Below are 22,178 nucleotides of genomic sequence, written 5' to 3' on the forward strand. Positions count from 1 at the left end.
GGGGCAAGCCCCACCGTCCGGGCGCCCCTTCCGGCAGGCGATGGTGCAACCCCGTGGGCTACCCGCACACACGCGTCATCGTGCGACCGAGCGAACTGAGGGGTGAGCACGTCCCGCACGCGATCACTCGGGCCGTGAGGCACGGCACGGCGCTGCTCGTCGGCTTCGCGCCGGGCGGGCGGCACGCTCACCGACACCGCGATCGTGCAAATCTCGTTCGACGGTGGCGTTAGCTGGCGTCAGGCGACCGCATTCCGGAGCCAGTTGAACGGCGGGCAGCCGACGATCCGGGGCGCGCCCTACGCTGACGTGCAGAGCGCCATCCCCCTCCTTATCGTCTGAGGCCGTCATAGAAGGGGAGCCTCGGCTCGTAGGTCGCGACGTCTTCCGCCGCCGCGATGATCCGGGGGGTGGTCCCGCCCCGGCAGGATCAGGATCTCGGCGTTGCCCTGCGTCGGGACCCACCGGGCCCCCTCCGCCTCGGCCTGGGAGATCTGCGACCGGGGCAGGTTGCCGAAGCGGTCGAGGACGGCATCGCGGCCAGGGACGAGGATGCCGCGGGACACCGTCCTCGGATCGCCGGGACGTCGCTCGCCCTCGAATACCACCAGGGCAAGGTAGCGCGCGGCGGTGGGCAGGACGTAGACGAGCGCGGCCGGCGCCTCGCCCTGTAGCTTCCGGTACCGGAAGGCATCGAGGGTGAAGGCGGTCGGCCGGTCGAAGACCTCGGCGGCGACCTCGCGCAGGCGCTTCCGGGCGCAGGCCGCCAGGTAGAGGACCGCCTCGTCGAGCGCCGACCGGAGTTCCTTCGCCTTCGTGATCCCGGCCCGGCGAAGGGCAGAGACGTCGAGCCTGATGCGGGTGCTGGCCATGCCCGGGAGGCTCGCCCTAGCCGGTGAGACGGCCAACACACCAGGCCCCCAAAAACAGTGACCCCTCGGGAGTGGTTTGCGAGGCGAGGACTAATCCCCCCGTTACTCCTAGATCCAGAATCGAGGCTGCGGATTTAAGAATCGAGTTTCCAATTCGGATGCCGTCCGGACGATGGCCCCTCGGCGCCCGTGCGGGGCGCGCCCCGGGACGGCGCCGACACCCCATGCCCGGAGGCCTCCGGGAGCGGCAGGCACATCTGGTCCGACGTCGGCCCGACGTGCGCTCGATTCGGGCGCACAGGGCAAGGCACAAGGGGCCAGGGGTTCGTTTACCGTCGATTGTGGACGGCTTCCCCAGATTCTTGACCCGGGACTCCGGCCAGGCCCACCTTGGGAGCACGAGATCGCCCCGCACTGGAGACGTCCCCATGCCGCACCACGCCGCCCACATCACCGCGGACGTCTCGGGGCGGATGGCTCAAGGCCTGATGATGGGGCATTTCGCGGTCCAGGACCTCTTCCGCGCTGTCGAAACCGACCGCCGCCGGGGCGTCGATGCGGTCTCGGAACTCATCCACGAACTCGCCCTCGCGCGCCAGCAGGCCACCGCGGCGCAGGTCGAGACCGCCCGCCTCCGCCGTGAGCTCGCCTCATGCGCGAGGGCGATCGGTGCCGAGCGAGAGCGCGCCGATCGAGCGGAGCACGCCCTCTCGCACGTCCTCGCGGCAGTCAGGGACCGCGCATGAAAAAGCCCGCCGGGGTGACCGGCGGGCTCGGGGTAAATGGGGTGGCCCGCGTCTAGCGGCTCGGGCCGTAGCTGTATGCGGGCGTTGTCCCGAGCTCTGCCAGCAGCTCGGCCACGTCGACCGAGCGGCTCGGCCCCCCGGTCCCGCCCTTGGCGCCCTTGCCGGCGATCCCCGCCGGCACAGCGTCCGCGACGACCGGCGGTAGGCGGAACGGGCCAAGTGCCGTAGACCCGCCAAGGCCGGCGTTGATATGGCGCTGCAGCCGGCTCGCGGGGCAGCCGAGAACTTCGCCGAGCTGCGTCGCGTCGAGCCCGGCGACCCATGCCGCGAGGGGGCTCGGGAGCGGATCGACTGGGGCGTGCTGCTCGTGCGTGAAGAGCCGCGCTCGGGCGTGCCGTTGCACGAGCTCCGCCATCGGGCATGGCTTGCGCACGACCGGCGCGAGGGGCTCGCCCGGCTCGTCGCGGCGGACGGCGTCGAGGGCGGCCGCCGCAACGCTCGACGCTGTCGGCTTGGGCTGCCAGCCAAGCAGCGTCAGCGGTAGCAGCAAGATCTCCAGCATCATGTGCAGGATCGTCGCGAGCAACCGTCCCAGAAACCGCATCGTGTCCTCCTCTCTCGCGGGGTGATCGTCCGCCTCAGACTAGCAAGGCGCCAGCCGGCGCGTCGGGTTTGGCCCGCCGGCGCCGCTTCGGGGCCTCGCCGAACAGGCGGACGTTGAGCTCGTCGGCGAGTTGCAGCCGGTGTCCCTGCAGCAGCGCGAGGGCGTGCGCGGCTTCGCCCTGGTCGAGGGCCTCGCGCTCCGAGAGGACGTGCCCGGTCCAGCACGTCGCCTGCGACCAGCCGATCGAGTTGCGATCGGCTGCCCAATCAGTGTCGAGCGAGCTCAGGTGCTGGCAGGCCTCCAGGGCGGCCACCCGGACGGCCGGATCCGCGGCCCGGGCGAACCACAGCGCCGGGGCCGGCCGTCCGAGGCGCTCCTCGGCCCGGCGGATGTTGCCCGCGGCGTTGTCGAGGTAGCGCTCGGCGCTGCGGAGCCCCCACGACGTCCAGCTCTCCGCCGCGGCGAGATCGCGGGCCTCGGTGAGCGCGCGCCCAAGGGTCCACGGCCGCTCCGCGAGGAGGGTGCGCAGAGCCGAACGAATCGGGGGAGCCGCGATCTCGGTTTGGGCGACGTCGAGTACGTGGCGCTCTTCCTCGCGGCGGGCCTTCGCCTCGCGCTCGGAGGCCGCCTCGGCGACCACGCGGTCGACCTCCGCGCGCAGGGCGGCGACGTCGACGGTGACGCCGATGTCCCACCAGCACGCCACGAGGCGGGGCTGGTCGTGCCCGCGATCGGTCCAGCTGTAGCCGACGCCGACGAGCATGCCGCGGGCCCGCTTGTAGGCGTCGCGGAACGCGGTGGTCGGCTCGTCGCAGAGCCAGAGCGGGAGCTCGTTGCCGTAACGACGGTGGATGCCGACGCAGCGCCAGACGGTGCCGAACTCGATCGGCGGGGCCATGAGAGGGTCTCCAGAAACCGGGGTGGCCGGCTCTATCGGCCGGGTCAGCGAATACGCTGACATGCGTAGCGTCCCACTCAGGCAAGCATCTCGCAAGTGGTCGTACTCGGAAATATGCGCTTCAGGCCAAATTAATCTGCCGAACCTCCCAACCGCCGCGGGTTTCTTGTAACTTGCAAAATACAAATAAGTGGATTCACTGAAAAACCCGATCCATCACTCTGGACAACTGCCGGCGAATTGCCGACCTTCACATCAGCGGGTCAGCGCATGAGCGGATCCGAGGCTTGGTTTTCAGGAGGCGGTGGTGTCTGGCGGGGTGAGGCAAATGCAGGGCGAGGACGTCCTGCTGCGGTTGGAGGAGGCGATCCGGGAGGCCGGCTCGCAGCAGGCGTGGGCCGCATCGGCGGGCGTGTCGGCGCAATACGTCGGAGACGTGCGGAAGGGGCGCCGCGCCCCCGGCGACGCGGTTCTGGACGCGCTCGGCTTGCAGCGCGTCGTCAGCTACGTGCCCGCCGGGGAGACGCGCCCGTGATCGACCTGACCGGCTATCACTACGGGCCCGACATCGACTTCGAGCCGGATCCGCCGGAGCCCACGTTCGCCGACGGCGGCGTCTGGCGCGACGCGGTCGCCCGCAAGGCGCACGTCTGCGACAGCTGCAGCTGCGGCCGCGGGATCCGGGCCGGCGAGCGCTACCGCATCCACGTCGGCCTCGACGAAGACCGCCAGTTCTTCGTCTCGCGGCACTGCACCGTGATGCCCGAGGGCTGCGCGCGCGATCACGCCCGAGAGGTCGAGCGCGAGCGGCGCCTGGAGCACGAGCCGGAACTGCCTTTCCCGCCGCTGCCCCCGCGCGCGCTGCAGCTCGCCCTGACCGACGACGACATCCCGTTCTGAAGGAGGCCGCGATGAGCCGACCCGACGAGTGGCACGTCAACATCCGCGACCGCCTCGTGGCCGAGCGCGGGGGCGAGCGCTTCGGCCCGCGCGAGCTGTACCTCACGATGTACGGCCCCCGGCGGATCCTGCCGCTGGACTGGCACGAGCGGTCCCGAAACTTCATGGACGTCCTCGCGAGCTACGGGTGGACTGAGTACGCCCCGGGCCCCCGCGGAGGCCTGGGCTGGCGCCTCCGCCGAGGTCACCTCGCCGATCTGCAGGCTAGGGAGGAGGCGGCCGACCGCCTGCAGAGCCCGCACCGGGAGGCGGCCGCGGCGATCGTGAGCCCCTACGCGACCACGACCCTCTGCGACGCGGACCGCACGGTCACTCTCTACTAGGGTTGGCTGCCGGGCGGCCTCGATGCCGGCAACGTCGTCAAGCGCGCGCCGCTCCGCGACCTCCGCCGCCCGAGCAGCCGGACGCTGGTGGCGCAGTGGCGGCACCACGCCAAGCTCGCCGCGGCGGCCGCCTCAATCGACGCGCGGCTGTCCCGGCTCTGCGCGCAGCGGGCCGATTCGTATCGAAGTCAGGCCGCCGAACTCGAAAGATACGCAGGGAGAGTAAGCCAGTGACCCGAGCCGTCCGCTCCACCGAGATCCGCCTCAGGGACAACGTCTACATCTCCGTCTCGAAGGACCCGGGTTCGGATACGGTGATGTTCTACGCCCCGCCGAGGCACCGAGACCCCAAGATCGACACGAGCGGCCTCGGCCCTCACCAGTCCTGGTTCGAGCCGGGCGACGGGAGCGCCGAGTACAAGGGCATGCCCGTCGAGGCGGTCCGCGCCTACTGCCGGCTCCACGGCGGCGTTGCGGAGGCCGGCGAGATGGCACTCGCCCTGCTGAAGAAGCTGCCCTCCGGCGCGGCCGAGCCCGCTCCCGCTCCCGAGCAGCCCACTGCCCCGGCGGTCGAGGAGGCCGCTGCGCCGCGCCCTTTTCCGCTCCGGGGGGAGCCCTGGTGGGAGGGCGGCCCGCGGCCCCGGCTGACCCCCGGCCATCGGATCAACCTGAGCTGGAAGGGTCTCCTCCGCGCCTAGACCTCGACGACTTGACCCCGGCCGTCATCGAGGCGCGCCGGGCGATCGCCGAGCTCGACGCCGGCTTCCTCTACAAGGGACGCGAGCCAGCCCATCCGGGCGAAGAGCTCGCGGTCTGGGGGAAGCGCGCCTCGATCGGGGCCGGCCTGGGCAGCCGCCTCATCATCGTGACGCACCCCCGATTCGCGCGGCACCCGCTTTTGGAGGAGGCGATCGATCTCCGCGCGCGGCTGCTCGCCTACTACGAGGAGGCCCGAGCCGAGATGCCCAGAGCGATGCGGCGGGCGAACGGGATCTACTCGTACTGAAAAGCTTGGCCGCCCTTGCGCCCGGCAGGGGTGGTCCATAGATTGATGGACATAGAGCAGTTCTTCAGAGCAGCTCCCTCACTCGCTGGGACACCGCGAACATGACGAAGTCCTCCATCCTCTCGGCCGTCTCCCGCATCGAGCGCGCCCCCAACATGAGCGCGGTCGTCCGCGCCTACGACGCCGCCCTCGGCGGCAGCGACGTCTCGGTCCACCGGCACCAGGGCGCCTGGCAGATCTGGCACGGCGAGGCGTCCGGCTTCTGCGGCGACTTCACCGAGATCCGCACCCACCTCGCCCGCGACGCCGAGGAGATCCTGGAGCGCACGGCCGAGGAGGCGGCACCGGCGATGGCCCAGCCCGCGCAGTTGCAGCAGGCCTGCGCCGCCCCGGCCGCCTCGGCCGCGCCGCAGCGCCTCTCGCGCGACGAGATCCTCTCCCGCATCCGGGCTCACGACCGGGAGCGCGATGAGGCCGTCGCCGAGATCGAGCGCAGGGCTGTCAACGGCAAGCCGAGCAGGCTCGACACCTGGCTGCTCGACGGTATCCGCGCGACCGGCGCAATCCTCGGCGAGCAGCTCTCCGAGCACGACCGCGTCGCGATGGAGAACCCGCCCGCCGCCGGCTTCCGCGTCGTCAAGGCGTGGGTCGACGACGCCGACGTCTTCCAGACCGTCACGTTCCCGATGATCTTCGAGCGGGCGCAGGACGCGACCGCCGAGATCGTCTCGCTGCTCGGCGGCCGGGACCCTGCGAAGTTCAGCGCGGCCGAGCGGGAGGCGGGTGCGGTCCTCACCATGGAAGAAGTCGGGCCCGAGCCGGGGCCGGCCCCAGTCCCCCTCCCGGCCCAGCAGCAGCAGGCACGCGCGACCCGCACCCCCACCCCGAAGCCGGTCCGGATCGGCGGCGGCAAGATCGTCCCGCTCGCCGTCGTGCCGACGCACGCCATGGCCAACTTTCAGGTCGCGGAGCTCGTCCGTGCCGCGCTCGACGCGAGCACCCCGCCCGCCGACGCGCCGCAGGCGTGGCTCACGTCGGTCAGCGCGATCGAGCACGCGGCGCTCGACGCGTACGGAGCCGCCCTCGTCTGGATAGGCGCATACGAGGAGGGGCGACATGCCCCCTGCGACCGAGCCTACGGCCTGCTTTTCGACGCCCGCGTGCGGCTGCAGGACGCCGCCCGGCACCACGCCGACCTCGTCGCCATCGAGGCGATCGGCTCCTTGGGCGGGGGCTGGGAGCTCCGCCCCTGCGTGAAGCCGGGCCACTACGATCTCGTGCAGGAAGCGAGCGTGAGGCCGGAGCTGCAGGTGCCGCAGGGACTCCCGACCGCGGCCTACCGCGCCCTCGTCCGCGCCTACCGCCGGGGCCTGGAGGTCGGCCGGCGCCGGGTCAAGGCGGCCGTCCGCCGGACGCTCAACGGCCCGACGCTGAACCTGGAGAACCTGTGATGGCCCTGCCCCTGCACCCGGACGCCCTGGAATTCGCGGCCCGCCTCCTGCTCGGCGAGGAGTTCAAGCGGCCGCTCGCCCGCCTGCTCGGGCCGCATCACCCGGACGGGTCGCGCGCGACGCTCGATCCGCGGCTGCCCTTCCGGTGGCTCGCGCCCGAGCGCCTCCCGAACGGAGACCGCAACCCGGCGTGGCGCCCCATCCCGCCGTGGGTCGCCCCGGTCCTCGGCAGGCTCCTCGCCGAGCGCGCCGAGGAGCTCGAAGGTCAGGCCGGGATGGCTCGCCGGCACTCCGCCGTGCTCCTCAACTGGAACGAGGGGGAGTAGCCATGACCTGGACCCGCCGCACCGTCACGCCGCATCACCTCCCGTTCGGGCCGGACGGCAGGACGTACGACCCCGGCCTCGTCGTCGAGACGAGCCGGATCGACGATGCCCAAGAGCTCGCCGAGGACCGCATCTGGAAAGCCGCGCCCCTCACGCGCGCAGGACGCTTCGCCGTCCTTCGGCCCTCCTACGGCGACGCCGGGCCGGCCCTTCTCCACGGGTGGCGGGTCCGCCGCGTGGGAAGCGCGGAGCACGCCGCGCTCGTCCTCCGTCTCGACCAGCACTTCCTCAACGGCCGGGTCGCCTCCGCGGCGCCCGAGCGCGTCGCGCTCCGGCACACGGACCGCCTGCTCGTCGTGACGCCCGACCTGGTCGTCGGCGTCAACGGCGCCGACGAGGACCGCGCGTTCGGTCACCTCGCCGACGTCATGCTCGGCACGCGACAGCTCCGCCGTCGCCGCCCCCGCGTCACCCGGGCCCCGGCAGACGACGTCGCCGCGCTCGTCAGCATCGACCTCGCCAGGCAAGGAGAGTAGCCATGGCCCGCCCGCCCTTGCCCGCCGGCGACGTCGCCGCCCACCGCGCGTGGGTCGCCGAGACCGTCGCGGCGCCCTTCCACCGGCCGCGCGAGCTCGCCCGGTTGGTGCACCCGAAGCCGGCGCCCGCCCCGCCCGCAGAGAAGGCGCCCGACCTCGTCGACATGATGGAGGCGCCGGCCCCGGCCGACGAGAAGCCCTGGTACGTGAAGCAGGGGCTCCCGATCGACGAAGTCCTGCGGCACCACTTCGGCGGCGCGATCTCGCCGCCGACACCTCTCGCACTGAAGCGAGCCAAGCTCCGACGCGAGCGGGCCGAGGCCGCGATCGCGGCGCGGGCCGCCAAGCCGAAGATCCCGGCGCCGAAGCCGATGACGCCTCTCGCGGAGAAGCGGCTCCGGCTTCGTCGAGAGCGGGGCGCGGCCGTGGTCGCGACCATGGATGCCGAGGGCGTGGAGGAGGATGAGGCGGAGGTCCCGGCCCCTGAGCCGACGCCCGAGCCCGAGGCGCCGCCCTCCGCGGGCGAGGTCGCCCCCGCGCCGGCCGGGGCACCCGCCCTCGCGCTGACCTTCGACATGGGCTTCTGGACGAAGGCCCACGCCGAGGACCGCATCGAGTTCGAGCCGGCCCTCGGCAAGCCGCACCGGGTGGCGTGCCCGCCCTTCCATCTGCACGACGAGGAGCGCGCCGAGCCGATCGACGAGTTTCTCGGGCAGGTGGTCGGCGTCGAGCACGGCCGAGCGCTTCTGTTCCGGCGCCGGGATCCCGACGTCATGGACGGGTGCGAGGTCGGGCAGCGCTACATTCTGATGCGGTTCTGGCGCGACGATACGGGCGAGGTCTGGTCGATGCCCGTACGGGGCGACGACGCGGACGCCGTGCGGGTGGCGATCTGGCGGACGGTGAACCTCTACCGCCGGAACCGGGGCGGCTCGGGCTAGCCGCCCTCGTCCAGGCGCTCGCACAGGACCGACGAGTACGTCGCACCGTCCGGGCAATCCCCGAGCCTGGCCAGCCTGTACCGGGGGCGCATGCAGCAGCTGAAATAAGCCACCGTGATCGGAGGTCGGGCATCCCCCGGCCGCCGGTTCGCGTTCGCCGCCTCGACGCGGCGCTCCGCCTCCGCGCGGGAGATCCCGATAGCCATCCGCCCGCAAGTCATGCACGTGACCGCGCCCTCGGGGGGCTCGCTGTAGGTGTAGCCGCCCCTCATGTCAGGCTGCCTCGGCCAGGGCGGCCGCCGCGGCCGGGCCGCCCTCGCGCCGGGCGACATCGGCGAGCAGCTCCATGACCTCGGGCATGGTCACGGGTCGGAAGCCCCATGCGTCGACGCCGACGTCGCAGGACCGGGCCGTCGGCGGGATCGAGCCGTGGCTGTGCCCGTAGAGGTGGATCCGGCCGCGGTGGGCGTCCGGCCACGTGATATGCGCATAGTGGCTCAGCCAGAGGTCGACGGGTGCTGGCATGCCCCGGTCCTGGATCGAGAGCCGCAGGACGTCGTGGATCCCGCCCTCCCACGGCAGGCGCTCTCCCCTCTGCTCGTGGTTCCCGCGGATCAGCGTCTTGTGCCCGGCGAGGCGATCGAACACGGATCTGGCGTGCGCGAGGCTGCAGCCATAGGCGAAATCGCCGAGGTGGAAGACGCGGTCGCCGGGGCGGATCCTGTTGTTCCACATGCTGACGAGGAACTCGTCGTGCTCCTCGATCGAGGCGAACGGGCGGGGCCGGGCCATCCGGTCGGACATCATGCCGGCATGCCCCACGTGGGTGTCTGAGGTCAGGTAGGTCGTCACGGGCAGGGCCCCTCGAACGGAACGCATGGCCGTCCGGATTTCCGGACGGGGTGGCTAGCCTTCAGGCCGGCAAGCGTTTCGAGGGGGCGTGCGTCATGGGGCGATCCTCGGGGATCGGGGGCCGCCCGGCAAGAGCCGACGCGGGGCACGGTTAGCCCTTCCCTGGCCTTCGGAGAGGGGCCGTGATTCGAGGGGGCGTTGTATCCCCGTTGTATCCCGCCGTTTCAGGGGCAGCGCGAAGCGCGTGAAGAACGCCTCGCAAGGGCCTGTCAGCTATAGGGAAAGGGATTGGAGCGGGCGATCGGGATCGAACCGACGACATTCAGCTTGGGAAGCTGACGTTCTACCACTGAACTACGCCCGCGCCCGGAACCCTGACGGTTTCCGGCGGCCGGGAGGCGAGGCCTCGCTCGGCCGATCCCGTGTAGCAGGCCCGCCGCAAGGGCGTCAAAGGCATTTTTGCCGGGCCTCGGCCCCGGATCGGGCACCCATCGGCAAGTGATTTGCCGGATCGTCCCAAGAATCATCCCATTGCCGACAATTCGAGGGATTCCGCTGACGCTCCGTTCAGATCCGTCTGCTCGACTTCGGGTTGCAGAACAACGGTGTGTCATGCGGACCTGGATCACGAACCTTGTCTCGGACGAAGCGGGCTCCGGCACCATTCTCTTCGGGCTGACGTTCATCCCCTTCGTGATGCTGATCGGAGCCAGCATCGACATCAGCCTCGCCTACGAGGCCAAGTTGAGGTTGCAGGCCCTGGCCGATCAGGCCGCCCTCGCGGCGGTGCTGACCTCGAACGACGTCAAGACACCGATCGACGTGGTGCGCACCTTTCTCCCGGCTCCGGTCGAAGGCGCGACCGCGGGGCTCGGGCCGTCGGCCACCGTGCAGGTCGAGAACGGGGTCGTGACGGTCGAGGCATCGCAGCGGGTGCCGACGAATTTCGCGGGCATTCTCGGCGTCACGGCCCTGCCGATCGCCGTGCGGGCCAGCGCGGCCGTGGGCAGCGAGGCGGGGGCCGTTCCGATCTGCATCCTGGCCCTCAATACCACCGCCGCGGACGCCGTGCTGTTCACCGGCAACACGTCGGTGGTCGCGCGCCGATGCAGCATCTACAGCAACTCCTCGAATGCGGCGGCCATCTCCGTGAAGGGCTCGGCCAGCGTGCAGGCGGCGGCCTATTGCGCGGTCGGCGGCATGAACCTCCCGACCGGCACCACGCCGGTGCCGCGCAGGGGCTGCCCGCGCCTCGATGACCCGTTCCGCAATCTGCCCTTGGCATCCGGCTCGGGCTGCCGGGATCCCGGGCAGGCCGACAAGCCGAACAAGTCCCAGACTCTCGACCAGGGCGACTATTGCGGTCTCGACCTGAAGGGGACGGTGACGCTCAATCCCGGTTTCTACTTCATCAACGGACCGCTCACGATCGGCGCCCAGGCGAAGGTCACCGGACGGGGCGTGACGCTCTACCTAACCGGGTCCAACGCGAGCTTCCGGATCAACGGAGGGGCGAGCGTTGACTTGAGCGCCGCCACGACGGGGTCCTATGCGGGCATCGTGCTGATGCAGGACCGGCAGGTCACCGGCGCCAACGGCAACGTCATCAATGGCGGGGCCGAGCTGAAGCTCGTCGGCGCCATCTACGCGCCCCGGCAGGCGATCGAACTGCGCGGCAACGGCAGCTTCGGCCAGCAGAGCGACTTCATGCCGATCATCGCCGACACCATCACCTTCACGGGCAACACCACGGCCTCGGCGGATGCGACCGCCATGCAGCCGGCGGTGGCCCTGCCGAAGCACCCGAGCGGGGGCGCCCGGGTGACGAACTGAGGCCCTGGCCCCCGGCCGTCAGGTCCCGAGCAGCGAGCCGACCCGCAGGCCGGCCTCGCGGGCGAAGGCGGCGGCCGCCATCTTGCCACCCCCCTCGGGCTTGAGCTTGAACACCTCGATCTGGCCGCCCTGCGCGGTGATGCGGATCGACTCCTCGCCGATCTCCGTCACCTCGCCCAGCGCCCCCGTCACGGCCCCGAAGGTGCGCACCGGGTGCTTGCGCGCGTCGTAGATCTGGAGCTTGCGGCCCTCCAGCGTCGTCCAGGCCCCGGGGGCCGGATTGGCGGCGCGGATCAGGTTGTAGAGGTGGTCGACATGCGCATCCCAGTGCAGGCGCGCCGCCTTGGCCGAGAACCAGCCCTCGTAGCTCGCCGCCGCCTCGTCCTGCACCATCTCGCGGTGGCGTCCGCTCACCACCAGGTCGGCGGCTTCCAGCATCGCCTCCACGCCCATCGGGAACAGGCGGCCGAAATAGACGTCGCCGAGGGTGTCGTCGGGGCCGATCTCGCAGGGCTTCTGGAGGATCACCGGTCCCTCGTCGAGGCCGTCGGTGGGGCGGAAGATGCTCAGCCCCGTCCGCGTGTCACCCTTGGCGATCGGCCAGTTGATCGAGGAGGGGCCGCGATAGTGCGGCAGCAGGGAGGGGTGGTACTGGATCGTGCCGTGGCGGGGGATGGTCACGAAGGTCTGCGGCGCGAATTGCAGCACGTAGGCCATCACGCCGAGGTCGGCGTCGAGCTCCCGCAGGGCGTCGGCGGCCTCCTGGCTCTTGAGGCTCGGGAACTGGAACACCGGAAGGTCGCGCTCCTGCGCGGCACTCCTGAGGGCATCGGGCTTGGCGCCCTCCTTCTCGGGGGCGCAGAAGACGCCTGCCACGACATCTCCCCGGGCCAGGAAGGCGTCCATCACCGCCCTGCCGAAATCCTGCTGACCGATGAGTGCGATGCGCATGGCTCCTCCGTGGGGAAGCGCCGGCGAGCACGCAGGCGCTCCCGTTGCGGCCGGACGCGCGGTCCGGCCGGATGATGGTGGCGGTGAGAGGGCGGCGCCCGGCCGGGCCGGGCGCTCGCGATGGATCCGGCCCGGCTACTCGGCGGCGATCTTCTGGACCGAGCCGATGGCGCCCGAGCCGGCGACTTCGAGAATCCGCTCGTCCGAGTAGGAGAGCACCCGGCGCAGCACCTCGTCGGTGTGCTCACCGAGCAGCGGCGAGCGCACGACCTCCGTCGGGCTGTCCGAGAGCTTGATCGGGTTGCCGACCGTGAGGTAGGGGCCGCGCACCGGGTGCTCGACCTCCACGATGGTGCCGGTCGCGCGCAGCGACGGCTCCTCGGCCAGTTCCTTCATGGACAGGATCGGCCCGCACGGAATGTCGTACTGGTTGAGGATGTCCATGGCCTCGAACTTCGTCTTCGTCATCGTCCATTGTTCGATGCGCTCGAAGATCTGGGTGAGGCGGGGCAGGCGGGCCGCCGGCTTGGCGAAGTCGGGATGCGTCTTCCACTCCGGTTCGCCGATGACGTCGCAGATCTTCTCCCAGACCGGCGCCTGGGTGATGAAGTACAGGTAGGCGTTCGGGTCGGTCTCCCAGCCTTTGCACTTGACGATGCGGCCGGGCTGCCCGCCGCCGGAATCGTTGCCGGCGCGCGGCACCGCGTCGCCGAAGGGGACGCCCTCGCCGTACTGGCTGTATTCCTTGAGCGGGCCGTGGGTGAGGCGCTGTTGGTCGCGCAGCTTGACCCGGCAGAGGTTGAGCACCCCGTCCTGCATGGCGCAGTCGACCCGCTGCCCGCGGCCCGTATGGGTGCGCTGGTAGAGAGCCGTGACGATGCCGAGCGCGAGGTGGAGACCGGTGCCGGAATCGCCGATCTGCGCGCCGGTGACGAGCGGAATGCCGTCCCGGAAGCCGGTGGTGGAGGCGGCGCCGCCGGCGCATTGCGCCACGTTCTCGTAGACCTTGCACTCCTCGTAGGGGCCGGGGCCGAAGCCCTTCACGGAGGCCACGATCATGCGCGGGTTGAGGGCCTGGATGCGCTCCCAGGTCAGGCCCATACGGGCCAGCGCGCCGGGCGCGAAGTTCTCGACCAGCACGTCGCAGACCCGCACGAGGTCTTCGAGTACCTCCATGCCGGTCCGGTTCTTGGTGTCGAGCGTGATCGAACGCTTGTTCGAATTCAGCATCGTGAAGTAGAGCGAGTCGGCATCCGGCACGTCCTGCAGTTGCGTGCGGGTAATGTCGCCCACACCGGGCCGCTCGACCTTGATCACGTCGGCGCCGAACCACGCGAGGAGCTGGGTGCAGGTCGGACCGGACTGGACATGCGTGAAATCGAGAATTCTCACGCCTTCGAGAGCCTTGGTCATGGGATACACTGCCGTCTGATCGGGTTGCACGGGGCGGGGGCGAAAACCGGGAGGGCGGGCCGCGTCCGGTCGGGTCCGGACGCACGGGCGACGCGGGGTCGGACCGCCGGCCGGCGGCGCGTCGAGCCTCTCGTCATGACCGTTCCCTCGCTGTCCTGAACCGCGGTGTCATGGCACGAGCCGGACCATTGCGCAGGAGGTTCGGTTCGCAATCGACGGGCCGGCGGCGCATCTCGTTGCGGAGGACGTTGGCATACCAGATACCATGTGTCAAATTCGGGCCAGCCACAGGGAGGTGCAGGCATGCTTCGCGAGCCCCCCGCCGCGCAGGCCGGCGGTCCGACATCCGACACCGCGCCCTACGGACCGTGGAATCCCGGCATCGAATCGGCGCTGCCCCGGGCATTCCTGCCGCTCGCCACGGTGTTCCGGCCGGAGAACGTCGCCACGGGCCTCGGCGAGGCGCAGGACCTCTCCGGGTTGTGCGGGCTGCCGCTCCACGACGTGGTGGCCTTCCGGGCGGAGCGTCTGGCGGTGCATGAGGTGCTGGTGCGCGTCACCGCCGACCTGTCGGTGCCCGTGGGCGAGAAATACGCGGATCTCGGCGTCAATTTCCGCCGGATGACCAGCCGCCTGCTCGCCACCGCCGTCGCCCCCCGTCTCGACGCGGTGACGGACCACCTGCGCGCTCTGCAGCAGGAGGGCAGGGCGGCCATGGAGCAGGTCCTGGAGGCGATCTTCTCCGCCCCCGAGCCGCCCCCGCCGACCCGGCGGCGCTGGTTCTCGCGTCCGCCGCCCACCCCGCCCGTCGCCGAGCCGCAGGAAGCGCGCGCAGCGCGACTGCTCGACGCCGCGCGGGCCGGCGCCGAGGCCGCCGGGCGGGAGGCGGAGGCCGCGGCCATCGGGGCGCTGCAGCGCGTCGTCGCCGGGGTGATCCAGCAGCGCGGGCGGCTCGTGCGCGATCCCGGGCTGCTCGCCGGGCTCGGGCTGACGCTGTTCTCGAACGGCTACGGCAGCCAGCGCATCGGCCGGCTCATCGACCCATGGGTGCGCGAGGCCGCGGAGCAGGAGGGATACCATCGGTTGGCACCGCAGGCCCGTCCGGTGGTGATGAACGTCAAGGGCGCCTCGGCCTCCGGCAAGAGCACGATGCGTCCGCTGCAGCGGGCGCTGGCCGGGCGCATCGGCGCCGCGTGGTCGGACTTCGCCCTCATCAGCCCCGACATCTGGCGCAAGTTCCTGCTCGATTACGCCTCCCTCGGGGCGGCCCGGCGCTACGCCGGCACCCTGACCGGGCACGAGGTCGAGATCGTCAACAAGAAGCTCGACCGCTACATGGCCGCCAAGGCCCGGGAGGGGCGCATGTCGCACCTCCTGATCGACCGCTTCCGCTTCGACAGCTTCGCGGCCGATTCGAGCGCCGAGGACGGCAGTCAGCTCCTCACCCGGTTCGGCGACCGGGTCTACATGCTGTTCATGATCACGCCGCCGGACGCGACGGTGGAGCGGGCGTGGCTGCGCGGCGAGCTGTTCGGCCGCTACAAGGCGGTGGACGACCTCCTGGCGCACAACGTCGAGGCGTTCACCGGCATGCCGCGGCTGTTCTTCACCTGGGCGCTGAAGGACGACAAGCGCGTCCACGCGGAGTTCCTCGACAACAGCGTGCCGGAGGGGTGCCGCCCGCGCACCGTGGCCTTCGGCTGGAACGGCGAGATCACGATCTTCGACCTGCGGCCGATCCTCGACGTCGACCGATTCCGCAAGATCAACGTCAATGCGGGCACGCCGCAGGAGGTCTATCCGGGACCCGCCCAGATGGCGCCGGCCCACAACACCGAGTTCCTGCGCCAGTGCGCGCGCCGGATGCGGGTGATCCGCTTCGCCGATCCCGCGACGGGGCGGGTCTATGCCCGCCTCGACGGCGGCACCCTGCGCTGCCTCGACCCCGCGCTGTTCACCGCCGCGCTCGACGACCCGGAGACGCAGGCTGCCTTCGCGGCGATCGCCGGCCCGCGGGAACTGGCGCAGGCCCTCGCGGCCCCGGGCGAGCCGGAGGTGCTGGACCCCGCGGACACCCATACCCTTGGGGAGTGGGCCGGCCGTCCAAGCGCGACCGCGGAACACCCCACGGCGCCCGGCGTTTGACCGTCGCCATCGCGAGGGCGTCAACGGCTCTCGACCGGTAACCGGGAGAATCGACATGGCTGGACCATATGCAGGCGGCCCCGCTTCGGGCGGCGCCAAACAGCACTCGCCGGGCGCGCAGGGCGGGTCCGACGGCGGCAGCGTCTACGAGCAGGCGGCCGGCGCGGCGCGCGACTTCGCAGACCGGGCATCCGACCATTGGGACGACGCCGCCCAGTACGGCTCGCGGGCCCTGCGGCGCGGCCAGGATGTCATCGGCGAGGTGGACGGGACGACGATGGCCGGCTGGTTCGTGGCCGGCGCAATCGGGTTCGGCCTCGCATGGCTGATGTTCGGCCAGCGCTCCGTGAGCGGCGACTACGTGGCGCGCGGCATGAGCCGGAGCAGCGACCACTACCGCTGAGGACAACACGTCGAGCCCGCCCCTCTCGCGGGGGCGGGCTTCGGGTGAGCGGCGCGGAACCGGCCCTCAGCTCTTCTTGCGGAACGCGTCGAGACTCACCACCGAGGCGCCGTTCTCTGGCGGAGCGGCCGGCTCGTCCTCGTCGTCCTTCTTCGGCGCTGGCTTCGCCTCGGCCTTGTCGGCCTGCGCCGCGATCTTCGGCATGCCGGCGAGCGCCGGAACCTTCGGGCTCGCCTCGCTCGGCTCCGACCCGGCGCCGCGGATGGAGCGCAGGCCGGCGGCCGGGGCGGGCGGCTCCTCGGTGGTCCGCCCGTCGTTAAGCTCGAACTTCAGCCCGAACTGGACCGAGGGGTCGAAGAACCCGGTCACGGCCTCGAACGGCACCAGCAGCCGCTCCGGCACGCCGGAGAAGGACAGGCCGACCTCGAAGGTGTGCTCGGTGACGCCGAGATCCCAGAACTGGTGCTGGAGCACGATCGTCATGTCCTGGGGGTACTTGTCGCGCAGGCGCTGCGAGATCCGCACGCCCGGGTAGTCCGTCCGGAACGAGACGTAGAAGTGGTGGTCGCCGGCCAGCCCGTCGCGGGCCGCGTCACCCAGAACCTTGCGCACCACGCTGCGCAGCGCGTCCTGCACCAGGAGGTCGTAGCGAATCAGATCGTCTGCCATCAGCGGTCGCTTGCCTGGTGCCGCATCCATCGGCTGTCGGGAAATGAGTGGAGGCTTCTGTTGCCAGGTGCCTCCGAACCCCGCCTATGCGATGCTAACCGCTAGGACTTTGTTTGGTCTTGGGGACCGCTTACGCGGCCACCGCCACCGGAGCAAAGTTGTCGTTGGCAACTATTGCATTGGCCCGATAACGGCGGAACCATGCCGAGCGAAAGTCCAACTTTTACGCCCTCGTCGATCCTATTTCGCCCCCGCCGAAGCCCAGCGCGTGGAGCCCTGGGCTCGGGTGGAGGCGCCGGGTACCGCCCCCGGGTCCGATAGGTTTATTGCGAAGAACGTTTATCGCCATAGCCGACCTCGCGGCCGGCTTTGCGAATATAGGGGGTCGCGCGCCGCTTTTGAAGCCCATCGATCGCCCTTCCGCGCCCTCAATCGCCGCCGTGTCCGGCGTGCCCCACCCGTCGCCCGCCCGCCGCGCGCTGCGGATCGTCGCGCTCGGCCTGCGCCCGCCGCTCTTCCTCCTGGCGGCCGGGCTTGCCGCCTTCGCGCTCGTCGCCGGCAGCGCCCGCCTGCTGCAGATGCGCGGGGCGACCCTGTGGGGCTTCCCGTTTGCGGGGTTCGACGAGACCGAGCGCTACGGCCTTGCCTTCGCGGTGGTGCCGCTGCCGATCCTGGCGGCCCTGGTGGTCTGGCGCGCCCGGCGGCGCTACGGGCGCGACTGGACGCGGGCGCTGGGCTTCGTGGCGCCGCCGCCGGGGGCGGCGCTGCCGCTCGCGCTGCTGCTCTGGCCGGTCCTGCAGCTCGCCTGGATCTCGCTGCTCGCGATCCTGTCGGGACGCTCGCCCGCCTCGGCGTTCCAGCTCCCCTACTGGCTGCACGGGGGCAGCCTCGCCGTCTGGCTCGCGTGGCTGGTGGTGCTCGCGCCGGCGGCCGAGGAACTCGTCTTTCGCGGCGACCTCTTCGCCCGCGCGCGCGGCGTGCTCGGCGCGGGCGCGACGGTCGGCCTCAGCGCCGGACTGTTCGCCCTCAGCCACGGCTGGGCCAGTCTCGCCCAGCCGCTCGGCGTCCTGCCGCTCGGCCTCGCGCTCGGCCTCGTGCGGGTGCGCACCGGCAGCCTGTGGGCCTGCATGGCGCTCCACGCCGTCAACAATGCGGCGCTCGTGCTGGTGATGTTCGCGCGGTCCTGAGAGCCGGTCCTTCCGAAAAAGGCCGGGACGGCGCGCGCGCCGGCGCTGACCCGGCCCACCCGAATGCGCTATCGTCCCGCCCCCGCGGAGGACAGATGCCATGCGCCCGTACCACGACCTCCTCCGGCGCATCCTCGACGAGGGCGTCGAGAAGCAGGACCGCACCGGCACCGGCACGCGCTCGGTCTTCGGCCACCAGATGCGCTTCGATTTGGGGGACGGGTTCCCGCTCGTCACGACCAAGCGGCTGCACCTGAAGTCGATCATCCACGAGCTGCTGTGGTTCCTGGCCGGGGACACCAACGTGGCCTACCTGCAGTCGAACGGCGTGACGATCTGGGACGAGTGGGCCGACGAGCACGGCGACCTCGGCCCGGTCTACGGCCGGCAATGGCGCTCCTGGGCCAAGCCCGACGGGGGCAGCGTCGACCAGATCGCCTGGGTGCTCGACGAGATCCGCCGCAACCCGGATTCGCGCCGCCTCGTCGTCTCGGCCTGGAATCCGGCCGACCTCGACCGCATGGCGCTGGCGCCCTGCCACTGCCTGTTTCAGTTCTACGTCGCGCAGGGGCGCCTGTCCTGCCAGCTCTACCAGCGCTCGGCGGACGCCTTCCTGGGCGTGCCGTTCAACATCGCCAGCTACGCGCTGCTCACCGCGATGATGGCGCAGGTGCTCGACCTCGCGCCGGGCGACTTCGTGCACACGCTGGGCGACGCGCATCTCTACTCCAACCACGTCGCCCAGGCGGAGCTGCAGCTCGGCCGCGAGGCGCGCCCGCTGCCGCGCCTGCGCCTCGATCGATCGGTGCGCTCGCTGTTCGATTTCCGTTACGACGACATCGCCATCGAAGGTTACGACCCGCACCCGGCGATCCGGGCGCCGGTGGCGGTGTGAGGGCAGCGATGCCGCTCGTCACCCTCATCGCGGCGGTCGCCCGCAACCGCGTCATCGGGCGCGACAACGACCTCGCCTGGCGCCTGCGCAGCGACCTGCGGCGCTTCCGCGCGCTCACGATGGGCAAGCCGGTGGTGATGGGCCGCCGGACCTGGGACTCGATCGGCCGCCCGCTCCCTGGCCGGCGGGTGATCGTGATGACCCGCGATCCCGCATGGTCGGTCCCGGGGGTCGAGACCGCCGGGGACTGGCCGGCGGTGCTCGCGCTCGCCGCCGGCGCCGAGGAGATCATGGTGGCGGGCGGCGCGCAGATCTACGCGCTCACCCTGCCGCTCGCCGACCGTATCCACCTGACGGAGGTCGAGGCTGCGCCCGAGGGCGATGCGCTCTTTCCCGTGATCCCGCAGGGCCGCTTCCGCGAGGTGGCGAGGGAGGCGCATCCGGCGGGACCGGACGACCAGCACGCGTTCCGCTTCGTGACGCTGGAGCGCGCCGGACTTCGGGACCGCCACGATTGAACGTGCCGCGTCATCCCGCTTCGCCGCTGCGGCGATGAACCCCGCCGGAAGCGGCCAAACCGCGGCCCCAAGCGGCCGGCAGAGGTTGCTTTCGCGCGAGGCGCAGCCGATATCGCTGCGGTGACATCTGTGACACCAACCAGGTGCCGCGCGGGACGCGACCCTCGAGAGGCGTGCCGGCCGGGAAAGGAAATGGGCGAGCATGCCTTGGAGTAATCAGAGCGGCGGCGGCGGCGGCGGTAACAACAGCGGCGGCGGTGGCGGCAACCCGGGAGGGCCGTGGGGCCGCCCCGGCGGCAACGGCGGCGGGCCGTGGGGCGGGGGCGGCGGCGGCAGCCAGCCGCCGGATCTCGAGGATCTGCTGCGCCGCGGCCAGGACCGGTTGCGCACGCTGATGCCCGGCGGCGGCTCGCTGGGCGGGCGCGGCGTGGTGCTGGCGGTGGTGATCGCCGCCGCGCTCTGGCTCCTCACCGGATTCTACGTCGTGGCGCCGAACCAGGTCGGCATCAACACGGTGTTCGGCCGCTACACCGGACAGGTGGGCGAGGGCCTGCGCTACAACTTCCCCTATCCGGTCGGCGCCGTGGTGAAGCCGAACGTGGGGCAGGTGAACTCGATCCAGGTGGGCTATCGCTCCGGGGGGGCGCAGCGGGTGCGCGACGTGCCGGAGGAGAGCCTGATGCTCACCGGCGACGACAACATCGTCGACATCGACTTCGACGTGCAGTGGCGCGTAAACCCGGCCAAGGCCGACGAGTTCGTGTTCAACCTCCAGAACCCTGAGGGCACCATCAAGTCGGTGGCCGAGAGCGCGATGCGCGAGGTGGTCGGCCGGCGCAAGATCCAGCCGATCCTCACCACCGAGCAGACCAGCGTCGCCCAGGAGGTGCAGGAGATCATCCAGCGGGCGCTCGACTCCTACGGCGCGGGCGTGCTGATCAACGTCGTGCAGCTCCAGGGCGTGAGCCCGCCGCAGGAGGTGCGCCAAGCCTTCATCGACGTGAACGCCGCGCAGCAGGACGCCGAGCGCGCCCGCAACGAGGCCCGCACCTATGCCAGCCGCGTGGTGCCGCAGGCGGAAGGCCGCGCGTCGCAGATGGTCCAGCAGGCCGAGGGCTACAAGTCGCAGGCGACCGCCGAGGCGACCGGCCAGGCGGCCCGGTTCCGCGAGGTCTACGAATCCTACAAGGTCGCCCCCGCGGTCAGCCGAGAGCGGATGTTCCTCGACACGATGGAGAAGGTGCTGGGCAGCGTGAACAAGGTGATCGTCGACCAGGGCGGCCCCGGCGCGGCCCCCGGCACCGCCGCGGCGGGTGTCCTGCCGGTCCTGCCGCTGAACGAATTCGCCCCGGCCCGTCCGGCCGCCCAGGCCCAGGGAGCCACCCGATGAACGCCCAGACCCTCCGCACCATCCTCCTGGTGCTGGTCGCGCTCGGCGCCCTCCTTGTCTACGCCGCCGCCTTCACGGTGAGCCAGACCCAGCAGGCGCTGGTGCTGCAGGTCGGGCGCGTGCGCAGCGTGCTCAACCAAGCCGGCACCGACCGCCCGGGCCTCTACTTCAAGATCCCGTTCGTCGAGACGGTGGTGTATTTCGAGAAGCGTCTGCTCGACCTCGACCTGCCGGTGCAGACCGTGCTGTCCGCCGACCGGCAGAACCTCGAAGTGGACGCGTTCGCGCGCTACAAGATCAGCGATCCGCTGCGCTTCTATCAGGCGGTGAACAACATCCCGACGGCCAACCAGCGCCTGTCGAGCTTCACCAACGCGGCGACCCGCAACGTGCTGGCCAGCGCCTCGCGCGACGCGATCGTGCGCACGCAGCGCGAAGCGCTGATGAACCGGATCCAGGAGGAAGTGAACCGGCAGGCGAAGAATCTCGGCATCGAGATCATCGACCTGCGCCTGACCCGGGTGGACCTGCCGGCGGCCAACAGCCAGGCGGTCTACGGCCGGATGCAGACCGAGCGCCAGCGCGAGGCCGCCGACCTGCGGGCCAACGGCGAGCGCGACGCGGCCACCATCCGGGCGCGGGCCGACCGCGACGTGACGGTGCTGATCGCCGAGGCCGGCCAGAAGGCCGACCAGCTGCGCGGCGCCGGCGACGCGGACCGCAACCGCATCCTCGCCGAGGCCTTCGGCCAGGATCAGGACTTCTTCGCCTTCTACCGCTCGATGCAGGCCTACGAGAAGGGACTGACCGGGAGCGACACGCGCCTGGTGATCAGCCCCTCCTCGGAGTTCTTCCGCTACTTCAACGACCCGCAGGGCCGGGCACGGCCGGCCGCCGCCGCCGCGCCCAGCGGCCAGTAACCGCCGGACCGGCCGTCAGCCGGCCTGACAGGGAGCAGACGCCGTGCGGGACCTTGCCGCCGCTCTCGGGCTTGCGCTCGCGATCGAGGGGCTGCTCTGCGCGGCCTTCCCGCGGGCCATGCGCCGGGCGATGCTGGAGGCCGCGCACACGCCGACGGAGCGCATGCGCCTCGTCGGCGTCGTCTCGGCGGTGGCGGGGGTCGCCGTGGTGGGCGCGGTGCGCCTGCTGATGCGGTGATGGTCGCAGCACCTTGAACGGCCCCGCGCCACCACGATCTGTAAGAGAGGGTGCGGCCAGGGCATCGGCTTTTGGCATCGGCTTTCCGCCGCCGGGCCGAT

General features: G+C 71.3%; 26 protein-coding genes, 1 tRNA gene and 1 other RNA gene. 19 read left to right on the forward strand and 9 right to left on the reverse strand.

What is annotated here, in order from left to right:
* Positions 1 to 347: 347 nt before the first annotated feature.
* Positions 348 to 872 carry a hypothetical protein gene (locus tag MFF61_RS12975; protein ID WP_147025414.1) on the reverse strand — a complete coding sequence of 175 codons (525 nt, stop codon included), beginning with the start codon at positions 870 to 872 and terminating at the stop codon, positions 348 to 350.
* 428 nt (positions 873 to 1,300) lie between these two features.
* On the opposite strand from MFF61_RS12975, the gene MFF61_RS12980 reads away from it, so the two are divergent.
* Entirely contained in the window at positions 1,301 to 1,618 is a 318-nt protein-coding gene (locus tag MFF61_RS12980) for a hypothetical protein (RefSeq protein WP_147025413.1), read from the forward strand.
* Between the two features lie 52 nt (positions 1,619 to 1,670).
* Here MFF61_RS12980 and MFF61_RS12985 read toward each other — a convergent pair whose 3' ends face one another.
* Both MFF61_RS12985 and MFF61_RS12990 read right to left on the reverse strand, forming a co-directional pair.
* Complete coding sequence (locus MFF61_RS12985) at positions 1,671 to 2,222, reverse strand: hypothetical protein (RefSeq protein WP_147025412.1); 552 nt, start codon at positions 2,220 to 2,222, stop codon at positions 1,671 to 1,673.
* 34 nt (positions 2,223 to 2,256) lie between these two features.
* Positions 2,257 to 3,120, reverse strand: a complete 864-nt coding sequence (locus MFF61_RS12990) for a hypothetical protein (RefSeq protein WP_147025411.1) — start codon at positions 3,118 to 3,120, stop codon at positions 2,257 to 2,259.
* 328 nt (positions 3,121 to 3,448) lie between these two features.
* On the opposite strand from MFF61_RS12990, the gene MFF61_RS12995 reads away from it, so the two are divergent.
* From MFF61_RS12995 to MFF61_RS13035, 9 genes are all read left to right on the forward strand, one after another.
* Entirely contained in the window at positions 3,449 to 3,655 is a 207-nt protein-coding gene (locus MFF61_RS12995) for a helix-turn-helix domain-containing protein (protein WP_147025410.1), read from the forward strand.
* Complete coding sequence (locus MFF61_RS13000) at positions 3,652 to 4,020, forward strand: hypothetical protein (RefSeq protein WP_147025409.1); 369 nt, start codon at positions 3,652 to 3,654, stop codon at positions 4,018 to 4,020. The genes MFF61_RS12995 and MFF61_RS13000 overlap by 4 nt, the downstream gene beginning before the upstream one ends.
* 11 nt (positions 4,021 to 4,031) lie before the next feature.
* A complete protein-coding gene (locus MFF61_RS13005; RefSeq protein WP_147025408.1) occupies positions 4,032 to 4,403 on the forward strand; it encodes a hypothetical protein in 372 nt (123 codons plus the stop codon).
* Between the two features lie 230 nt (positions 4,404 to 4,633).
* A complete protein-coding gene (locus MFF61_RS13010; RefSeq protein ID WP_147025407.1) occupies positions 4,634 to 5,101 on the forward strand; it encodes a hypothetical protein in 468 nt (155 codons plus the stop codon).
* A gap of 11 nt (positions 5,102 to 5,112) precedes the next feature.
* Entirely contained in the window at positions 5,113 to 5,409 is a 297-nt protein-coding gene (locus MFF61_RS13015) for an iron-containing alcohol dehydrogenase (RefSeq protein WP_147025406.1), read from the forward strand.
* A gap of 101 nt (positions 5,410 to 5,510) precedes the next feature.
* Positions 5,511 to 6,860, forward strand: a complete 1,350-nt coding sequence (locus MFF61_RS13020; protein WP_238235545.1) for a hypothetical protein — start codon at positions 5,511 to 5,513, stop codon at positions 6,858 to 6,860.
* On the forward strand, positions 6,860 to 7,186 hold the full coding sequence (locus tag MFF61_RS13025; protein ID WP_147025404.1) for a hypothetical protein: 327 nt from the start codon (positions 6,860 to 6,862) through the stop codon (positions 7,184 to 7,186). Before MFF61_RS13020 ends, MFF61_RS13025 begins: the two co-directional genes overlap by 1 nt.
* A gap of 2 nt (positions 7,187 to 7,188) precedes the next feature.
* Entirely contained in the window at positions 7,189 to 7,722 is a 534-nt protein-coding gene (locus tag MFF61_RS13030; protein WP_147025403.1) for a hypothetical protein, read from the forward strand.
* Between the two features lie 2 nt (positions 7,723 to 7,724).
* Positions 7,725 to 8,663: a hypothetical protein gene (locus tag MFF61_RS13035; protein ID WP_174804893.1), complete on the forward strand. Its 939-nt coding sequence runs from the start codon at positions 7,725 to 7,727 to the stop codon at positions 8,661 to 8,663.
* A gap of 273 nt (positions 8,664 to 8,936) precedes the next feature.
* On the opposite strand, the gene MFF61_RS13040 is transcribed toward MFF61_RS13035, so the two are convergent.
* On the reverse strand, positions 8,937 to 9,542 hold the full coding sequence (locus MFF61_RS13040; protein ID WP_147025401.1) for a metallophosphoesterase: 606 nt from the start codon (positions 9,540 to 9,542) through the stop codon (positions 8,937 to 8,939).
* A 262-nt stretch (positions 9,543 to 9,804) separates the two neighbouring features.
* Positions 9,805 to 9,879 (reverse strand) — tRNA-Gly (locus tag MFF61_RS13045).
* Between the two features lie 248 nt (positions 9,880 to 10,127).
* Here MFF61_RS13045 and MFF61_RS13050 point away from each other — a divergent pair.
* Positions 10,128 to 11,348: a pilus assembly protein TadG-related protein gene (locus MFF61_RS13050; protein WP_238235546.1), complete on the forward strand. Its 1,221-nt coding sequence runs from the start codon at positions 10,128 to 10,130 to the stop codon at positions 11,346 to 11,348.
* 18 nt (positions 11,349 to 11,366) lie between these two features.
* Here the strand turns inward: MFF61_RS13050 and MFF61_RS13055 are convergent, their stop codons facing one another.
* Both MFF61_RS13055 and frc read right to left on the reverse strand, forming a co-directional pair.
* Entirely contained in the window at positions 11,367 to 12,299 is a 933-nt protein-coding gene (locus MFF61_RS13055; protein ID WP_238235547.1) for a methionyl-tRNA formyltransferase, read from the reverse strand.
* Positions 12,300 to 12,434: 135 nt separating this feature from the next.
* A complete protein-coding gene (gene frc, locus MFF61_RS13060; RefSeq protein WP_238235548.1) occupies positions 12,435 to 13,712 on the reverse strand; it encodes a formyl-CoA transferase in 1,278 nt (425 codons plus the stop codon).
* A 303-nt stretch (positions 13,713 to 14,015) separates the two neighbouring features.
* Here frc and MFF61_RS13065 point away from each other — a divergent pair, with 303 nt between their 5' ends.
* Positions 14,016 to 15,857, forward strand: coding sequence for a DEAD/DEAH box helicase family protein (locus tag MFF61_RS13065; RefSeq protein ID WP_238235549.1), 1,842 nt, complete (start codon positions 14,016 to 14,018; stop codon positions 15,855 to 15,857).
* Between the two features lie 55 nt (positions 15,858 to 15,912).
* Positions 15,913 to 16,260: a hypothetical protein gene (locus MFF61_RS13070; RefSeq protein ID WP_238235550.1), complete on the forward strand. Its 348-nt coding sequence runs from the start codon at positions 15,913 to 15,915 to the stop codon at positions 16,258 to 16,260.
* A 66-nt stretch (positions 16,261 to 16,326) separates the two neighbouring features.
* Here MFF61_RS13070 and MFF61_RS13075 read toward each other — a convergent pair whose 3' ends face one another.
* A complete protein-coding gene (locus MFF61_RS13075; RefSeq protein WP_238235551.1) occupies positions 16,327 to 16,929 on the reverse strand; it encodes an SspB family protein in 603 nt (200 codons plus the stop codon).
* Between the two features lie 46 nt (positions 16,930 to 16,975).
* Positions 16,976 to 17,336: a transfer-messenger RNA gene (gene ssrA, locus MFF61_RS13080) on the reverse strand.
* A 42-nt stretch (positions 17,337 to 17,378) separates the two neighbouring features.
* On the opposite strand from ssrA, the gene MFF61_RS13085 reads away from it, so the two are divergent.
* The 6 genes from MFF61_RS13085 (at position 17,379) to MFF61_RS13110 (ending at position 22,077) form a co-directional block, all read left to right on the forward strand.
* A complete protein-coding gene (locus MFF61_RS13085) occupies positions 17,379 to 18,116 on the forward strand; it encodes a CPBP family intramembrane glutamic endopeptidase (RefSeq protein WP_238235552.1) in 738 nt (245 codons plus the stop codon).
* A 100-nt stretch (positions 18,117 to 18,216) separates the two neighbouring features.
* Entirely contained in the window at positions 18,217 to 19,011 is a 795-nt protein-coding gene (locus tag MFF61_RS13090; RefSeq protein WP_238235553.1) for a thymidylate synthase, read from the forward strand.
* An 8-nt stretch (positions 19,012 to 19,019) separates the two neighbouring features.
* On the forward strand, positions 19,020 to 19,529 hold the full coding sequence (locus MFF61_RS13095; RefSeq protein WP_238235554.1) for a dihydrofolate reductase: 510 nt from the start codon (positions 19,020 to 19,022) through the stop codon (positions 19,527 to 19,529).
* A 202-nt stretch (positions 19,530 to 19,731) separates the two neighbouring features.
* On the forward strand, positions 19,732 to 20,919 hold the full coding sequence (gene hflK, locus MFF61_RS13100; RefSeq protein ID WP_238235555.1) for an FtsH protease activity modulator HflK: 1,188 nt from the start codon (positions 19,732 to 19,734) through the stop codon (positions 20,917 to 20,919).
* Complete coding sequence (gene hflC / locus MFF61_RS13105; RefSeq protein ID WP_238235556.1) at positions 20,916 to 21,839, forward strand: protease modulator HflC; 924 nt, start codon at positions 20,916 to 20,918, stop codon at positions 21,837 to 21,839. Before hflK ends, hflC begins: the two co-directional genes overlap by 4 nt.
* A gap of 43 nt (positions 21,840 to 21,882) precedes the next feature.
* Entirely contained in the window at positions 21,883 to 22,077 is a 195-nt protein-coding gene (locus MFF61_RS13110; RefSeq protein WP_238235557.1) for a DUF2065 family protein, read from the forward strand.
* The last annotated feature ends 101 nt before the right edge of the window (positions 22,078 to 22,178 follow it).

The sequence above is a fragment of the Methylobacterium isbiliense genome, assembly GCF_022179325.1.
Taxonomy (GTDB): Bacteria; Pseudomonadota; Alphaproteobacteria; order Rhizobiales; family Beijerinckiaceae; genus Methylobacterium; species Methylobacterium isbiliense.

Excerpts from the sequence above, each read along its gene's own strand:
- MFF61_RS12995 (WP_147025410.1), top strand. The coding sequence starts at position 3,449 with ATGCAGGGCGAGGACGTCCTGCTGCGGTTGGAGGAGGCGATCCGGGAG.
- MFF61_RS12975 (WP_147025414.1), bottom strand. The coding sequence starts at position 872 with ATGGCCAGCACCCGCATCAGGCTCGACGTCTCTGCCCTTCGCCGGGCC.
- MFF61_RS13070 (WP_238235550.1), top strand. The coding sequence starts at position 15,913 with ATGGCTGGACCATATGCAGGCGGCCCCGCTTCGGGCGGCGCCAAACAG.
- MFF61_RS12980 (WP_147025413.1), top strand. The coding sequence starts at position 1,301 with ATGCCGCACCACGCCGCCCACATCACCGCGGACGTCTCGGGGCGGATG.
- MFF61_RS13020 (WP_238235545.1), top strand. The coding sequence starts at position 5,511 with ATGACGAAGTCCTCCATCCTCTCGGCCGTCTCCCGCATCGAGCGCGCC.
- MFF61_RS13025 (WP_147025404.1), top strand. The coding sequence starts at position 6,860 with ATGGCCCTGCCCCTGCACCCGGACGCCCTGGAATTCGCGGCCCGCCTC.
- MFF61_RS13005 (WP_147025408.1), top strand. The coding sequence starts at position 4,032 with ATGAGCCGACCCGACGAGTGGCACGTCAACATCCGCGACCGCCTCGTG.
- MFF61_RS13055 (WP_238235547.1), bottom strand. The coding sequence starts at position 12,299 with ATGCGCATCGCACTCATCGGTCAGCAGGATTTCGGCAGGGCGGTGATG.
- MFF61_RS13090 (WP_238235553.1), top strand. The coding sequence starts at position 18,217 with ATGCGCCCGTACCACGACCTCCTCCGGCGCATCCTCGACGAGGGCGTC.
- hflK (WP_238235555.1), top strand. The coding sequence starts at position 19,732 with ATGCCTTGGAGTAATCAGAGCGGCGGCGGCGGCGGCGGTAACAACAGC.
- MFF61_RS13030 (WP_147025403.1), top strand. The coding sequence starts at position 7,189 with ATGACCTGGACCCGCCGCACCGTCACGCCGCATCACCTCCCGTTCGGG.
- frc (WP_238235548.1), bottom strand. The coding sequence starts at position 13,712 with ATGACCAAGGCTCTCGAAGGCGTGAGAATTCTCGATTTCACGCATGTC.
- MFF61_RS13075 (WP_238235551.1), bottom strand. The coding sequence starts at position 16,929 with ATGGCAGACGATCTGATTCGCTACGACCTCCTGGTGCAGGACGCGCTG.
- MFF61_RS13095 (WP_238235554.1), top strand. The coding sequence starts at position 19,020 with ATGCCGCTCGTCACCCTCATCGCGGCGGTCGCCCGCAACCGCGTCATC.
- MFF61_RS12985 (WP_147025412.1), bottom strand. The coding sequence starts at position 2,222 with ATGCGGTTTCTGGGACGGTTGCTCGCGACGATCCTGCACATGATGCTG.
- MFF61_RS13065 (WP_238235549.1), top strand. The coding sequence starts at position 14,016 with ATGCTTCGCGAGCCCCCCGCCGCGCAGGCCGGCGGTCCGACATCCGAC.
- MFF61_RS13035 (WP_174804893.1), top strand. The coding sequence starts at position 7,725 with ATGGCCCGCCCGCCCTTGCCCGCCGGCGACGTCGCCGCCCACCGCGCG.
- MFF61_RS12990 (WP_147025411.1), bottom strand. The coding sequence starts at position 3,120 with ATGGCCCCGCCGATCGAGTTCGGCACCGTCTGGCGCTGCGTCGGCATC.
- hflC (WP_238235556.1), top strand. The coding sequence starts at position 20,916 with ATGAACGCCCAGACCCTCCGCACCATCCTCCTGGTGCTGGTCGCGCTC.
- MFF61_RS13050 (WP_238235546.1), top strand. The coding sequence starts at position 10,128 with ATGCGGACCTGGATCACGAACCTTGTCTCGGACGAAGCGGGCTCCGGC.
- MFF61_RS13040 (WP_147025401.1), bottom strand. The coding sequence starts at position 9,542 with ATGCGTTCCGTTCGAGGGGCCCTGCCCGTGACGACCTACCTGACCTCA.